This is a genomic window from Pigmentiphaga litoralis (assembly GCF_014651835.1).
In the GTDB taxonomy this organism is placed as follows: Bacteria; Pseudomonadota; Gammaproteobacteria; order Burkholderiales; family Burkholderiaceae_B; genus Pigmentiphaga; species Pigmentiphaga litoralis.
The window spans coordinates 3,967,664-3,982,315 of sequence record NZ_BMXQ01000001.1 but is presented as its reverse complement, the minus strand read 5'-3'; the positions used below and the strand labels follow the sequence as shown (position 1 = coordinate 3,982,315).

Annotated in this window: 14 protein-coding genes and 1 pseudogene; 8 read left to right on the top strand and 7 right to left on the bottom strand. The window is 65.2% G+C overall.

The features are described 5' to 3' along the window. Positions 1-154 precede the first annotated feature (154 nt). From gatC to IE116_RS18175, 4 genes are all read left to right on the top strand, one after another. Positions 155-463 (top strand): Asp-tRNA(Asn)/Glu-tRNA(Gln) amidotransferase subunit GatC, encoded by a 309-nt coding sequence (gene gatC / locus IE116_RS18190; RefSeq protein ID WP_189614756.1) that lies wholly within the window; start codon positions 155-157, stop codon positions 461-463. Positions 464-466: 3 nt separating this feature from the next. Next, positions 467-2,005, top strand: a complete 1,539-nt coding sequence (gene gatA, locus IE116_RS18185; protein WP_189614301.1) for an Asp-tRNA(Asn)/Glu-tRNA(Gln) amidotransferase subunit GatA — start codon at positions 467-469, stop codon at positions 2,003-2,005. 97 nt (positions 2,006-2,102) lie between these two features. Then, entirely contained in the window at positions 2,103-3,566 is a 1,464-nt protein-coding gene (gene gatB / locus IE116_RS18180) for an Asp-tRNA(Asn)/Glu-tRNA(Gln) amidotransferase subunit GatB (RefSeq protein ID WP_189614300.1), read from the top strand. Between the two features lie 2 nt (positions 3,567-3,568). Next, a complete protein-coding gene (locus tag IE116_RS18175) occupies positions 3,569-4,171 on the top strand; it encodes a histidine phosphatase family protein (protein WP_189614299.1) in 603 nt (200 codons plus the stop codon). An 11-nt stretch (positions 4,172-4,182) separates the two neighbouring features. Here IE116_RS18175 and IE116_RS18170 read toward each other — a convergent pair whose 3' ends face one another. Further along, on the bottom strand, positions 4,183-4,896 hold the full coding sequence (locus tag IE116_RS18170) for an IclR family transcriptional regulator (protein ID WP_189614298.1): 714 nt from the start codon (positions 4,894-4,896) through the stop codon (positions 4,183-4,185). Positions 4,897-5,174: 278 nt separating this feature from the next. Here IE116_RS18170 and IE116_RS18165 point away from each other — a divergent pair, with 278 nt between their 5' ends. Beyond that, the gene (locus tag IE116_RS18165) at positions 5,175-5,918 is read left to right on the top strand and encodes an RraA family protein (protein WP_189614297.1); all 744 of its coding nucleotides are present in this window, start codon (positions 5,175-5,177) and stop codon (positions 5,916-5,918) included. A 97-nt stretch (positions 5,919-6,015) separates the two neighbouring features. Then, positions 6,016-7,032, top strand: coding sequence for a Bug family tripartite tricarboxylate transporter substrate binding protein (locus IE116_RS18160; protein ID WP_189614296.1), 1,017 nt, complete (start codon positions 6,016-6,018; stop codon positions 7,030-7,032). A gap of 135 nt (positions 7,033-7,167) precedes the next feature. Here IE116_RS18160 and pyrE read toward each other — a convergent pair whose 3' ends face one another. Further along, positions 7,168-7,839 carry an orotate phosphoribosyltransferase gene (gene pyrE / locus IE116_RS18155; protein WP_189614755.1) on the bottom strand — a complete coding sequence of 224 codons (672 nt, stop codon included), beginning with the start codon at positions 7,837-7,839 and terminating at the stop codon, positions 7,168-7,170. Between the two features lie 338 nt (positions 7,840-8,177). After that, complete coding sequence (locus tag IE116_RS18150; protein WP_189614295.1) at positions 8,178-8,960, bottom strand: exodeoxyribonuclease III; 783 nt, start codon at positions 8,958-8,960, stop codon at positions 8,178-8,180. A 272-nt stretch (positions 8,961-9,232) separates the two neighbouring features. Between IE116_RS18150 and IE116_RS18145 the strand changes: the two are divergent. Further along, positions 9,233-9,510 (top strand): annotated as a pseudogene (locus IE116_RS18145) (type II toxin-antitoxin system RelE/ParE family toxin). Positions 9,511-9,525: 15 nt separating this feature from the next. Continuing rightward, positions 9,526-9,840: a HigA family addiction module antitoxin gene (locus tag IE116_RS18140; RefSeq protein WP_189614294.1), complete on the top strand. Its 315-nt coding sequence runs from the start codon at positions 9,526-9,528 to the stop codon at positions 9,838-9,840. 93 nt (positions 9,841-9,933) lie between these two features. On the opposite strand, the gene IE116_RS18135 is transcribed toward IE116_RS18140, so the two are convergent. The 4 genes from IE116_RS18135 to IE116_RS18120 all read right to left on the bottom strand — a co-directional run bounded on the left by IE116_RS18135 (position 9,934) and on the right by IE116_RS18120 (position 14,519). Beyond that, positions 9,934-11,259 (bottom strand): hydantoinase/carbamoylase family amidase, encoded by a 1,326-nt coding sequence (locus IE116_RS18135; RefSeq protein ID WP_189614293.1) that lies wholly within the window; start codon positions 11,257-11,259, stop codon positions 9,934-9,936. A gap of 20 nt (positions 11,260-11,279) precedes the next feature. Further along, a complete protein-coding gene (locus IE116_RS18130; protein WP_229828291.1) occupies positions 11,280-12,266 on the bottom strand; it encodes a dihydroorotate dehydrogenase in 987 nt (328 codons plus the stop codon). Next, positions 12,266-13,180, bottom strand: a complete 915-nt coding sequence (locus IE116_RS18125; protein WP_229828289.1) for a dihydroorotate dehydrogenase electron transfer subunit — start codon at positions 13,178-13,180, stop codon at positions 12,266-12,268. The genes IE116_RS18130 and IE116_RS18125 overlap by 1 nt, the downstream gene beginning before the upstream one ends. A 79-nt stretch (positions 13,181-13,259) precedes the next feature. Further along, positions 13,260-14,519: an MFS transporter gene (locus tag IE116_RS18120; RefSeq protein ID WP_189614292.1), complete on the bottom strand. Its 1,260-nt coding sequence runs from the start codon at positions 14,517-14,519 to the stop codon at positions 13,260-13,262. Positions 14,520-14,652 lie beyond the last annotated feature (133 nt).

Below are 14,652 nucleotides of genomic sequence, written 5' to 3'. Positions count from 1 at the left end.
ACTTATAATCGACGGCATATACCCCGGTAACTGCATCAAAGTCTTGCATAAGCGGTCTAATTTGCGGACTACCCCTTGCATCCGGGACGATTCACCCAGCATGACGAGAGTCTGGTTCCGGACCCTCCATTGCCATCGTCCTCCCCCTATTGCCATGGCGCTTATCGAAAACGACGTGACGCGCATCGCGCGGCTGGCCCGACTGGATCTGGCGGCTGACCAGCGTCCGCAAGTCCTGAACGACCTCAACGGCATCTTCGGCCTGATCGAGCAACTCCAGTCGGTCGACACGAAGGGCGTCGAGCCCCTCACCCATCCCATCTCGGCGATCGAAGACGTCGTGCTGCGCCTGCGCGCCGACGCCGTCACCGAGACGTCCGGTGTCGAGGCCCGCAGCAGCCTGATCGCCAACGCCCCGGCGATCGACGACGGCCTGTTCCTCGTGCCCAAGGTGATCGAGTAAGCCATGTCCCTGCCCCTGCATACCGAATTCGACGGCATCGCCGCGCTGCGCCTTGCGCTGACCGAGCGCCGCATTTCCGCAGTCGATCTGGCGCAAAGCGCCCTGGCCGCGATCGACGCGCGCCGCGACCTGAATGCCTTCCTGGATGTCGACGCCGACCTGACGCTGGCCCAGGCCCGCGCCGCCGATGCCGCGCTGGCGTCCGGACAGACGGCGGGCTCGCTCGCCGGCATCCCGATCGCCCACAAAGACGTGTTCGTGACGCGCGGCTGGAAGACCACCGCCGCCAGCAAGATGCTGGAAGGCTATGTCAGCCCGTTCGATGCCACCGTGGTCGAACGCCTGAACGCGGCCGGCGCGGTCACGCTTGGCAAGCTCAATTGCGATGAATTCGCGATGGGCTCGTCCAACGAAAATTCCGCCTACGGCCCGGTGCTGAACCCCTGGGACACCCGTGCCGTGCCGGGCGGATCATCGGGCGGATCGGCGGCCGCGGTTGCCGCCGGCCTGGTAGTGGGCGCCACCGCCACCGACACGGGCGGTTCGATCCGCCAGCCGGCCGCGTTTTGCGGCGTGTCGGGCATCAAGCCGACCTACGGCACCGTGTCGCGCTACGGCATGATCGCCTACGGGTCCAGCCTGGACCAGGCCGGCCCGATCGCCCGCCACGCGCGCGACCTGGTGGAACTGCTCGACCCGATCATGGGCTTCGATCCGCGCGATTCGACCAGCCTGGAACAGTGCGGCAGCAAGCCCAATGCCCCGGGCCGCCTGCGCGACGAGTTCGACGCGTTTGTTGCCCAGGCCAAGGCCAAGGGCGACACGCCGCTGCAGGGTCTGCGGATCGGCATCCCGCGTGAATTCTTTGGCAGCGGCTTGGCGGCCGATGTGGCCATGGCGGTCGACACGGCGCTGCAGCAGCTTGAAGCGCTGGGCGCCGTGCGGGTGGATATCTCGCTGCCCCGCACCGAACTGTCGATCCCGGCCTATTACGTGATTGCGCCGGCCGAAGCGTCGAGCAATCTGTCGCGGTACGACGGCGTGCGCTACGGCCACCGTGCCGACCAGTACACCGGCCTGGCCGAGATGACCAGCCGCTCGCGCGCCGAAGGCTTCGGCCCCGAAGTGCAGCGCCGTATCCTGCTGGGCACCTACGTGCTGTCCCACGGTTACTACGATGCGTATTACCTGCAGGCGCAGAAGCTGCGCCGCCTGATCGCCGACGACTTTCAGAAGGCGCTGGGCAGCCAGTGCGACGTGATCGTCGGACCGGTGGCGCCGTCGGTCGCGTGGAACCTGGGCGAAAAGTCCAACGACCCCACCGCCATGTACCTGGCCGACATCTTCACGTTGAGCCTGAACCTGGCCGGCCTGCCGGGGGTGTCCATCCCTTGCGGCTTCGGTCAGGGCGCGGCCCATGCGCAGCGCCCGGTGGGCCTGCAGATCATCGGCAATTATTTCGACGAAGGCCGCCTGCTGGGCATCGCCGACGCATTCCAGCAGGTCACCGACTGGCACACGCGTCGTCCGGCAACGGTTTAGTGCCCGGGCCGTCTGGTAAATCCAGGCGGCGCCCCGATATGCTCTACCTGGGCGCGCTGGTTTGTCTGGCGCCCCTACTTACACACAGGTTCATCGAATGTCTGGCCAGTCCTGGGAAGTCGTCATCGGTCTCGAAACGCACGTGCAGTTGTCCACGTCGTCCAAGATTTTTTCGGGCAGCAGCACCCGGTTCGGCGCCGCGCCCAACACCCAGGCCAACGCGGTCGACCTGGCGCTGCCTGGCACCCTGCCCGTGATGAACCGCGGCGCGGTCGACCGGGCGATCGCGCTTGGCCTGGCCCTGGGGTCGACGATCCCGACGCGGTCGATCTTTGCGCGCAAGAACTACTTCTATCCCGACCTTCCCAAGAACTACCAGATCACGCAGTTCGAGATCCCGGTCGTCCAGGGCGGCAAGCTGAGCTTCTTTGTTGGCGAGATCGAAAAGACGATCAACCTGACGCGTGCCCACCTGGAAGAAGATGCAGGCAAGTCGCTGCATGACGACTTTGCGGGCCCCCATGGCGAAAAGTCCACGGGCATCGATCTGAACCGCGCGGGCACCCCGCTGCTGGAAGTCGTCACCGAACCCGAGATGCGGTCGGCCGACGAAGCCGTGGCCTATGCCAAGGCGCTGCACGGGCTGGTCGTGTGGCTGGGCATCTGCGACGGCAACATGCAGGAAGGCTCATTCCGGATCGACGCGAACGTGTCGGTGCGGCCGGTCGGCCAGAAGGAATTCGGCACCCGTACCGAGGTCAAGAACGTCAATTCCTTCCGTTTCCTGGAACGCGCAATCCAGTATGAAATCCGCCGCCAGATCGAGCTGATCGAAGACGGCGGCACGGTGGTGCAGGAAACCCGGCTGTATGACCCCGATCGCGACGAAACGCGCAGCATGCGATCGAAAGAAGACGCGCACGACTATCGCTATTTCCCGGACCCCGACCTGCCCCCGCTGGTGATTGGCCAGGACTGGATCGACCGCGTGCGGGCCGAGATGCCCGAGCTGCCGGCCGCCAAACGAGCCCGCTTCGAAGCCGACTACGGCCTGACGCCATACGACGCCGCGCAGCTGACCGTGTCGCGCGCCACGGCCACCTATTTCGAATCCGTCGCGCAGGCCTTGCCGGCCGGCCAGGCCAAGCTGGCGGCCAACTGGGTGATGGGAGAGCTGGCGGCTGCCCTGAACCGCGAGGAACGCGACGTGGCCGACAGCCCCGTCACCCCGGCGCAACTGGCCAAGCTGATCACCCGGATCGCCGACGGCACCATCTCGAACAAGATCGCCCGCGAAGTGTTCAGCGCGATCTGGGCAGGGGAAAACGGCGGGGATGCCGACGCGATCATCGACGCGCGCGGCCTGAAGCAGATCAGCGACACCGGCGCGATCGGCAAGATGATCGACGACGTGCTGGCAGCCAATCCCGCCATCGTTGCCGAATACCGCGCGGGCAAGGAAAAGGCGTTCAACTCGCTGGTCGGCCAGATCATGAAGGCAGCCAAGGGCAAGGCGAACCCGACCCAGGTCAACGAAGTGTTGAAGCAGAAACTGGCCTGAGCATGCCTCCGTCCCCCGTCTGGTTGATCCGGCACGGCGAAAGCACCGCCAACGCCGGGCTGATGACGCGCAATGCGTCAGCCAGCCCGTTGACGGCGCGGGGGCGGGAGCAGGCCGAACGCACTGCAGCAAAGGTGGTGACGCGGCCCGATCTGCTGATCGTGTCGCCCATGCAGCGGGCCATTGAAACCGCCGCGCCGATCATCGCGCGCTGGCCCGACGTGCCGCAGGAAACCTGGCCGATCCAGGAATTCACGTACCTGTCGCATGCCAAGGTGCACGGCCTGAACGTCGCCGGCCGCCGCCCGATGGCAAGCGCTTACTGGCAGCGCGAGAATCCCGATTATGTCGACGGCGACGATGCCGAGTCCTTCGCCCACTTTGCGCGGCGTTTGCAGGCGTTCCATGAACGGCTGCTGCAACAGACCGGGTTTGTCGTCGTGGTCGGGCATGGGCAGTTCTTCCATGCGTACAAGACCGCATTGGCGCGGGGCCTGGAAGTGTCGCCCCAGTGGATGCGGGAATTTCGGCGGGCCGATCTCGTAACGCCGCTGTCGAATGGCGAGATTCTGGTCGTGGAGCCCTCGGGGATCGTGCTGGCTTGATGCCGGGGCGGCTACGCCCCTTCCGGCCCGTAGATCGTGTCGCACCACGACGCTGACGCGCCCAGCGCCGCCGACAACGCCCTTCCGTGTTTCATCAGGCTGGCGCCGTGACGGCCGGCTTCGGGTTCCACCCGCGGCGCCAGCCCCGTCAACGTCAGCGCACCGACAAACTGGTCCTGATCGCCAAACACCGGCACCGACCATGACGTCGTGAACGGGTTGTACAGCCCGCTCGAATGCGTCGGCAACTCGTCCGGCGTCGCCATGCGCCGGTCGCCTCGCACCCACACGTGAAAGATCTGGCCGGTCGCACTGTCGTCGATATCCAGCAGGCTGCCGGCAACCAGTTGATCGTGCACGCCTTCGGTCGGCTGCAAACGGAACAGACACAGGCGCTGCCCTTCGCTCGGCACGTAATACGACGCGGTTTCCCCGCTTTCCTTCGACAGCGCTTTCAACGCCGGCAGCACCAGGTCGCCCAGGCGAAAGCTGCGCTCGTACACCCTTCCCAGATACAGCACACGCGGCCCGAGGGCGTAGCGCCCGTCATCGTGACGCACGACATAACGCATGCGCACCAGCGAGTTCAGCAACCGGAAGATGGTGGTCTTGTGCAGGGGAAGGCGCGCCGACAGGTCCGCCAGGCTCAGCCGGTCCGCGCCAAGCTTGAAGCAGTCCAGCACGGCCAGGGCCCGTTCCACTGCGGTGACGCCGTCGTTGCTCATGGTGGTTCAGGGGTCCTTTCAGGTGTGCTCGAGGTTGGGCTCGACGTTGGGCTCGACGTTGGGCTCGAAAGCAAGGCTTCGGCGTCTGCCGGCCAACCACGCACATCGTTGTACGGTGTACAACGCTATTGTATATAGTAAATTGCGTTGCAACAGCGTTGTATGGGCCGCGCCTCGGTTGTGGGACTACGATCAGCGAGTGAACCCTCCCCCGTTGATCTTGGCCGCCATCACGGGGCCCGGTTCCAGCCAATCGACATAACGAGAGACACCTAGCCATGACCTCCCCATCAGCACCCGCCTCGTCTGCCGTCACGACGTCGGGCACCGCAAGCACCGCTACGGCTCCGTCAGCCTCCGCCTCGCAGAACCACCGTCCGCTGACCGACCTTCCCCTGGCCGACCTCGACTGGCTGACCTCGACCCTGCTTGCAGACGTCGGCGCCTTCGCCATGGCAAGCCGGATCCACCCCGTCGATGCCGAAAGCCGCGTGTACGGCCCGGCCTTGACGGTGTCCGTCCCGCCAGGCGACAACCTGGCCATTCACCTGGCTCTTACCTTGGGGCGTCCTGGTGACGTGCTGATCGTCGACGGCCAGGGCTACACGGAACGCGCGTTGATGGGCGGGATCATGTGCACGCAGGCCAAAGCCACCGGGTTTGCCGGTGTGATCGTCGACGGCGCCATTCGCGACCAACTGGAATTAAAGAAGCTGGGCCTGCCGGTATTTGCAGCCGCCTCGCACCCTGCCGGGCCGACCAAGAAAGGGGACGGCGCGGTGCTGCACGCCGTGGTCTGCGCGGGTGCCCCCGTGGCGCCCGGCGACTGGATCTTTGGCGATGCCGACGGCGTGGCCGTGCTGCCCGCCGCACGCAAGGGCGAGCTGCTGGCCAAGGCCCGCGCCAAGTTCGAACGCGAACAAGCCCGCATGGACGCCATCGCCGCCGGTGCGCTCACCCCGCCGTGGCTCGAAGGCGAATTGGCCAAGGCCGAGATCAGCGTCGGCCAGCGGCCTGAGTAATGAGCAATGGTCCTGGTCCGGCAGGACAGGACCCCAAAGCCGCCTGAGCGCGGCCGGTTCCCACATCATCACACTACCTAAAACATCGGAGACGACAATGACCTTCACCTCTAACACCGCCCGGCGCGCCATCCTGCGCACCACCGCACGCACGACCCTGGGCGCCGCGCTCGCCCTGGCCGGCCTCGCCACCTTCGGCGTCAGTGCTGTCCACGCCCAGACCTTCCCCAGCAAGTCCATCCGCATGGTCGTGCCCTTCGCGGCCGGCGGCCCGGCCGACGTGGTCGCCCGTGAACTCGCGCAGAAGCTGGGCCAGCAACTGGGCCAGACGGTCGTCGTGGAAAACAGCGGCGGCGGCCACGGTGTGCCCGCCATGAACGCCGTCGGCCGCGCGCCGGCGGACGGCCACACCGTGCTCATGGCCGCCTCGGGCAACGTGACGATCCAGCCCCTGACCATGCGCAGCAGCGCCGAGGCCATGGCCAAGCTGGTGCCGGTCGGCCTGGTCTCCAGCAGCCCGCACGTGTTCGTGATCAGCGCCAAGCTGCCGGTCACGACCTTTCCCGAATTCCTGGCCTACGCCAAGGCCAATCCGGGCAAGGTCAACATCGCGTCGGCCGGCACCGGCGGCGTCGCGCACCTGGGCATGGAATTGATGAAGTCGCTCAGCCGCACGCAGATCGAACACATTCCGTATAAGGGCACGTCGCAGGTCATGGTGGACCTGACCTCGGGCCAGGTGCAGGGTCTGTTCAGCAGCATGCCCTCGCTCAAATCCAGCATCGACAAAGGCACCATCCGCGCGCTGGGCCTGACCGCCCCCAGCAAGGCCGCCGACGCCGCCAACATGCCGCAACTGTCCGCCACCCTGCCCGGCATGGAATACACGACCTGGTATGGCCTTTACACCACCGCCGGCACCCCACCCGCCATCGTCCAGACGCTGAACGCCGAACTGCGCAAGGCCCTGACCGACACGGCCCTGGTGGCCAAGCTGCGCGACCAGGGCGTCGACCTGATTGCAAGCTCGCCCGAAGAACTCGAAGCCCGCACGCGCACCGACACGGCCAAGTGGGGCAAGCTGATCAAGGATGAAAACCTGAAGCTGGATTAAGGACCAACGCCGTCGTCGATCGACGGCTTGCAATACACAACGGCGAGCCTGGGCTCGCCGTTTTTTCGCGTCGAAGCACGGACGCGCCGACGAAAAAAAGGCGCCCCTCAGGCGCCTTCTTCCAACTCGATCCGCTTACAGCACGCCGTACTTGGCGCGGTAGGTCAGCACGGCTTCGCGGTGCTGTTCGAACTCGCCGTCGTGGGTGTTCTGGATCACGTCCAGAATGTCGTCCAGCGACGCAATGCTGACGACCGGGCAGCCGTGCGTGTGTTCCACATCCTGCACGGCGGAATGCTTGGACAGTTCGTCGTCGGCGCCCACGCGTTCCATCCGGTCGAGTGCGATCAGCACGGCGGCCGGGGTGGCCTTGGACGCCTGGATCAGCTTGACCGACTCGCGTACCGACGTACCGGCCGAGATCACGTCGTCGATGATGACGACGCGGCCCGTCAGGGGCGCGCCCACCAGCGATCCGCCTTCGCCGTGGTCTTTCGCTTCCTTGCGGTTGAACGCGAAGGGCACGTCGCGGCCGCGCGCGGCCAGGGCGATCGCCGTGGCCGTCACCAGCGGAATGCCCTTATAGGCCGGGCCATACAGCATGTCGAACTCGACGCCCGACGCCAGCAGCGCCTGCGCGTAGAACTCGGCCAGCTGGCCGACGGCCGCGCCCCTGTTGAACAGGCCGGCGTTGAAGAAGTAGGGGCTGAGGCGGCCAGCCTTGGTCGTGAAGGCGCCAAACCGCAGCACGCCCTGTTCCGTCGCGAAGCGGACGAAGTCAGTGCGGAAGCGGCCGGGATCATCCAGGCTGGCATTGGTTTGCGGCAGGCCGGATTCGGCAGCGCGGGAGGGGTCGATTGAGTTCTGGGGCACGGCGGTCACGGTACAGGATCACAACGGCGCGGAAACGGCTCCGGCGGCACGCTCGGCCAGCACGGCGGCGCTGCGGACGCGGCGGATGCACTGACGGAGACTGGCGCGTACCTTACAACATTTGCCCGTCCGCGTCGCGTCCGAAGGGCATTTTTTCGGATTGCGGAAGCAATCCTTACCCGGAAAATCGTCATGCAGGTGTCACTGACGGCTGCCTTAACGACGTCGCCGAAGCCGCCCGCATAACCGCCCAGGTCGATGCTGCTGGGGAATCAGACCGCGAAGTCGTAATCCACGGTCAACGGCGCATGGTCGCTGAAGCGTTCGTCCTTGTAGATTGCCGCTGCCGTGGCGCTGCCGGCGATCCCGGCGGTGGCGATCTGATAGTCGATCCGCCACCCCACATTCTTGGCCCAGGCCTGCCCACGATTGCTCCACCACGTATAGGCTTCGCCAGTCGTTTCCGGATGCAGATGGCGATACACGTCAACCCAGCCCAGCTCTTCGAAAATACGCGTCAGCCACGCACGTTCTTCGGGCAGGAAGCCGCTGTTCTTCAGATTGCCTTTCCAGTTCTTCAGGTCGATCTCGCGATGCGCGATATTCCAGTCGCCACATAGCACGACCTGGCGGCCGCAGCGGACCAGGTCGGCCAGGTGCTGAAAGAAGTGCTCCATGAACGCGAACTTGGCGCTCTGGCGATGCTCGCCGCTCGATCCCGATGGCAGGTACAGCGAGATGACCGACAGCCCCTCGTAGACCAGTTCCAGGTAGCGGCCCTCGGCATCGATCTCGGGCACGCCCAAGCCTTGAATCACCTGGTCAGGCTGCTTGCGCGCATACACACCCACGCCGCTGTAGCCTTTCTTCTCGGCATAGTGAAAGTAGCCGTACAGCCCCGGCGGATTCAGCATCTCGACCGTCAGGTCAGCCGCCTGCGCCTTCAGTTCCTGCATGCAGACAAAGTCGGCGTCCTGCGCGACAAGCCACGGCAGGAAACCTTTGTTGTAGGCGGAACGGATGCCATTGAGGTTGGCGGAGATGACGCGAAGCATGGGCGGGGCCTGTTTGCTGAAGACAGAAACTCAAGAAATTTCACGTAAGCCGGCTTGGAAAACGGCACGTTCACGAGGGCGACTTTATACACGGAAAGCGGGAACTTAGCGCCTGCGGTGCACACACGGGCAGCACGAGTTTGCGAGCGCAAACCCGGACAAATCCGTCCATGCGACCCTGCATTGTCTGGAGCTCGCAGGCCACAATCGGTGCATCCCGATCTACGCAGCGTCAACCGTAACGCTTGCCGTTAATAACGCGAGGCGTTACTATGGTTGCATCGTTTTCCTGCCGTGACACTGCCGCTTTGTTTAACCACGAGCGCGTCCCGCGATTCGTCAATATCGAAAGGGGCGCGTTAAGGAAACTGGTGCAGTTGCACATCGCACGCACTGTCTCCGACTTGCGCATACCGCCCAGCAATCGGCTGGAACGCCTGTCGGGCGATCGAGCGGGTCACTACAGCATCCGTATCAATGATCATGGCGGCTCTGCTTTGTTTTTGGCGATGGTCTGGCGACCGACGTCGCGATCGTCGACTATCACTGACTGACCAGGTGTTCCATGACCAAGCTTCCCCCCGTCCACCCCGGTGAACTCCTGCTGGAAGACTTCCTTAAGCCGATGGGGTTGAGCCAGTACGCGCTGGCGAAGGCGATTGAAGTGCCTCCGCGCCGCATCAACGAAATCGTGCATGGCAAGCGCGCCATCACGGCAGATACGGATCTGCGCATGTGCCGTTTCTTCGGGCTGTCTGAAGGCTATTGGCTGCGGGGCCAGGCCTATTACGATCTGGAGATCGCGCGGCAGGCCATTACCGATGTCCTGGCGCGCATCCAGCCGTATGGCGGCAACGTCGAACAGACCGCCGCCGATTAAACGCAGCAGCCACGATGCTGCTTGAGCATCGTGGTGCGGCCCTGCTGCGACCCTGCCAGGGCTTCCCATCGAGCCTCCCCTTGTCGGAGGCCCTTACATCCGCAGCAACGCGTGATACAGCAGGTTCGTCCCGGCCATGAAGTCGTCCATGTCCATGGCTTCTTGCGGGTTGTGCGATCCGTGTTCGTTGCGGATGAAGATCATGCCTGACGGGATGCCCGCGTTGGCAAACAGGGCGGCATCATGCCCTGCCCCGCTGGCGACTTTTTCCACGGGCAAGGACAACTCCGACGCCGTCGCAAGAAGCGTCTTGACGATGCCAGCGTCCATGATCGCGGGCGCCGAGGCAATACGCCGATCGAACTCGAAGCGCACGCCGCGCTGGCGTGCCACGGCGTCGCACTCGTCGCGCATGACCTTGTAGAAAGCTTCCAGGGTGTCGGTGCTTTCGCTGCGGACTTCAAAGCTGAAGTTGACCTGACCGGGGATGCGCGAAACCGCGTGTTCGGCGGGGTCGGTGCCCATGATGCCGGACGTCACCACCAGATCGTTGCCGCGTTCCAGCAGCACGCGCCAATGTTCGTCCAGGCGCATCAGCAGGTCGGCCACGGCAAAGACGGCGTCTTTGCGCAGCCAGCGCGGCACGGCGCCGGAATGGCCCGGTTCGCCAATGCAGGCGACGCTGTTATGCCGCAGGTTGCCGCGTATGCCCGAGACAATTGCGGTGGGCCATTTGCGGGCGACCATGATGGGCCCCTGTTCGATGTGCAGTTCCAGGTAGGCGTGCACTTTCGATACCCAAGGCATGGGGGTGCCGGCAGCCAGTACGTCCACGTCGACACCCGCGGCGGCCATGGCTTCGCCCATGCTTTTGCCGTTGCGTTTGTTGACGAGCGCCAGGTCGTCGGCGGTCAGTTTGCCCAGGATCGCGCTGGATCCCATATAGGCTTTGCCAAACCACGCGCTTTCTTCGCCGCGCATGCCGGCCACCATCAAGGGGTGGGCCAAGGACTGGCCTTCGTCTTTCAGGCGTTTCAGGCAGAGCAGGCCGGAAATCACGCCCGCCAAGCCATCAAAATTGCCGCCCTGGGGCACGGAGTCGACATGCGATCCGACCACGACCGGGGCTGCCTCGCCGCTGCCAGGCAGGGTGAACAAGCGGTTGGCGGCGGCGTCGGTCTCGACGCAAAGGCCTTGCTGTGTGGCCCATTCCGTCAGGTAGTCCAGCGTGGCCGTTTCGGACGCGCCATAACTTTCGCGCGACACGCCCACGCCGTCGAAGCTCAGTTCGCGCACGCGGTCGAACAGCGTGGCGGCCAGCGCGTGGTCTTGCGCCGCGAATGTGGATGCCGCGGCGGATGTCGCGGCGGACGTCCCGGCGGTAGAGGTCGCGGCGGATTGCAAGGCAGTGTCTGTCATGAACTTCCTTCTGCGGGCCGTCAGGCCATCGCTTCGAATGGCACGAAGCCGGTGTCTTCAACCGCGCCGATCAGGCCGCGCAAATCGGTCATACCCTGCTGCCGGCAGAACGCACCCAGGCCGTCGATCACGTCGATCATGGCCGTGGGGCGGATGAAGGTGGCGGTGCCGACCTGCACGGCGGTGGCGCCAGCCAACATGAATTCCACGGCGTCGTCCGCCGTCGAAATGCCGCCGCAACCAATGACGGGAATCGAGACCGCGCGGTGGCACTGATACACCATGCGCACCACGATCGGCTTGACGGCCGGGCCCGACATGCCGCCCATGACGTTGCCCAGTTTGGGGCGACGGGTGCGGATGTCGATGGCCATGCCCAGGATGGTGTTGGCCACCACCAGTGCTTCGGCGCCTTCGTCTTCGGCGGCCTTGGCCACCGCGGCGATTTCACCGGTGTTGGGGGTCAGCTTGACCCACAGCGGCAGGCGCGTGGCAGCGCGCAGGCTCTTGACCACCGTGGCCGTCGACCGCGCATGCATCGCAAAGGCCTTGCCGTCTTCTTCGATGTTCGGGCACGAGATGTTGGCTTCGATCGCGGCCACGCCGGGCACGTCGGACAAGGCCGCGGCCAGTTCGGCAAAGCCGTCGCTGGTCGGCGCGGAAATGCTGACGATCAAAGGCGGCGTGAAGCCGCGATAGAACGGCACGGATTCACGAATGAAGTACTCGGATCCCTTGCTCGGGATGCCGATGGCGTTCAGCATGCCGCCCTGCACTTCGGCAACGCGCGGCACGGGATTGCCGCTGCGCTTTTCGGCCGTGATCGTCTTGGTGACGAAGGCGCCCAGCCGGTTCAGGTCGATGGTGTTGGCCAGGCCGTCGGCAAAGGTGCCCGACGCCGGCATGATGGGGTTCTGCAGGCGCAGGCCGCCAACATCGATGGACAGGTCCACCGACACGTCGCCTGGCAAGGCGGGGCGCATCCCGATTCCGTCTCTTGCATTCATCACGTCACCTCCGCAAGCGGAAAGACCGGGCCGTCCCAGCAGACCCGTTTGCTGACCAGATGGTCGCCTTCGCGAAAGGCGCGCACGCAGCAATAGCACATGCCGATGCCACAGGCCATCTGCTGTTCCATGGCCACCTCGCCGGGCACGCCCAGCTCATTCCCCAACCGCTGCATCAACGCGGTCAGGCGCTGCGACCCGCAGGTATAGAAGGCATCGGCCTTGCCCGCCTTGTGCAGTTCGCGCAGCAGGGCTTCGACCTTGTCCACCGAACTGGTCAGGGCTTCATCGGTCACTTCGATCACGGTGGCGCCGGTGCCGCTGAAGCGCGTTTGCGACATCAGGTTCTCGGCGTCGCGTGCGCTCAGAATGGCCGTGACGCCCACGCCCGCCGCGGCGGCCAGGTCGGACAGCGGCGCCAGCGTGGCCAGCCCCACGCCGCGACCCAGCACCACAATGTTGCGCGCGCCGGGCGGCAAGGAAAAGCCCACGCCCAGCGGACCCAGCATCGGCAGAGTGTCATTCGGGACCAGGGTCGCCAGACCCCGCGTGCCGGCGCCGGTCACCTTGTACAGAAATTCCACGCGGCCCGTTGCGGGGTCGGCGCGGTAGGTGCTCATGGGGCGGCGAAAGAACGGCGAATCGTCGGCCGTGACCGGGCACAGCAGATGGAAGAACTGGCCGGCCACCGCCTGCGCGGCGCGGCCATCGGCCTGCAGCACCAGGTGCTTGTAGTCTCGGTTGATCCAGTCGTTGCTGATCACACGGCCGGCCGTATCGGGCGCCAGCACGCCGCCGCAGCCAGCTGCGCCGCCCGCACACGACGATGCGTCCTGCACCGGATGGCCCACTGCGGTGGGGCCTGCTGCAGGTTGGCCGTCTGCCAAATCGCCCTGCATGGAGGAGGTCTGCATGAGGATGTCCTGAAAACGGGGCGAGGGCCGGCGCTTGCGCGCAGGCCCCCTTCCCTTGCATCGAAGGTGCGCGGACCGGTCAGTCCAGCGCGGCGCCCTTGCGTTCCGGAATCAGGAACAGGGTGGCAAAGATGTCCAGCACGTAGATCGATGCGAGCAGCGCAATCGCGGCGCTGAACGAATACTTCGCAGCCACCGCGCCCACGGCGAGCGGACCAAAGCCGCCGACCGCGCGGCCAATGTTGAACAGCACGTTCTGCGCCGTGGCACGGGCCGCCGTGGGATACAGCTCGGAGATCAGGGCGCCGTAGCCGCCGATCATGCCGTTCACGAACATGCCCATGATGGCGCCGCCGATCAGCAGCGCGTATTGCGATTCCAGCGCCGAGTACGCCAGCACCGTCACGATCGCGCCCACCTGGTAGAACAGGAAGATCGGGCGGCGGCCGACACGGTCCGCCAGCTGGCCGAACAGCCAGATGCCGAAGGCCATGCCCAGGATGGTGACCGAGGTCCACATGGCCGACTTGGTCAGCGAGTAGCCGAATTGCTTGCTCAGGTACGACGGCATCCAGATCATCACGCCGTAGTAGCCGAAGTTCTGCACCGATGTCAGGATCACCACGCCGATACTCATCCGAGTCGTGGCGGCATCCGCCACCAGCATCTTGAACGAGTTCTCTTTCTTGGCGACCTTCTGGTTTTCGATAAAGATCTTCGGTTCGCCGATGAAGTGGCGAATCACGAACGCCGCCACCGCAGGCAGGACGCCCACGGCGAACATGCCGCGCCAGCCGATGATGGGCAGCAGCAGCGGGGTCAGCAGTGCGGCAGCCAGCACGCCCGCCTGCCAGCCCAGACCCACATACGACGACATGCGCGCACGCTGTTCCGGGCGGCAGGCTTCGGCGGCGAGCGCCATGCCGATGCCGAACTCGCCACCCAGGCCGATACCGGCGATGGTGCGATAGATCAGCAGGTCCCAATAGCCGGTGGCCAGCGAGCAGAGGCCCGTAAAGATCGCAAAGAGCAGGATGGTCCAGTTCAGCACGCGCACGCGGCCGTACTTGTCGCTGAGCCAGCCGAAGACGACGCCGCCGAACACCGCACCCACCAGGGTCCAGGTGACGAGCGAGCCGGCCTGCGTGCCGGAAAAGCCCAGGTCGGCCGAAATCGCCGCCAGGATGAAACCCAGGATCAGCAGGTCAAAGCCGTCCAGCGCATAGCCGACGGTGGAGGCGATGACCGCCTTGCGCGCATAGCTGTCGGTCTCGACCAGGTCCGGGGCGGCAGCGGGCGCACCCGGCTTGCCTGCGACGCTGGCAGTGTTGTTGCTCATGTCCACTCTCCGAGGGAAACGAATATCAGGATCGAATAAGAAGAAGGGAAAGCCGGGGACCCTGCGTCGTTGCCTATCGCCTTGTGAGCGGACTTTCCGGGGGTGCGTCTTTTTTTTTAGACTAAGACACTTT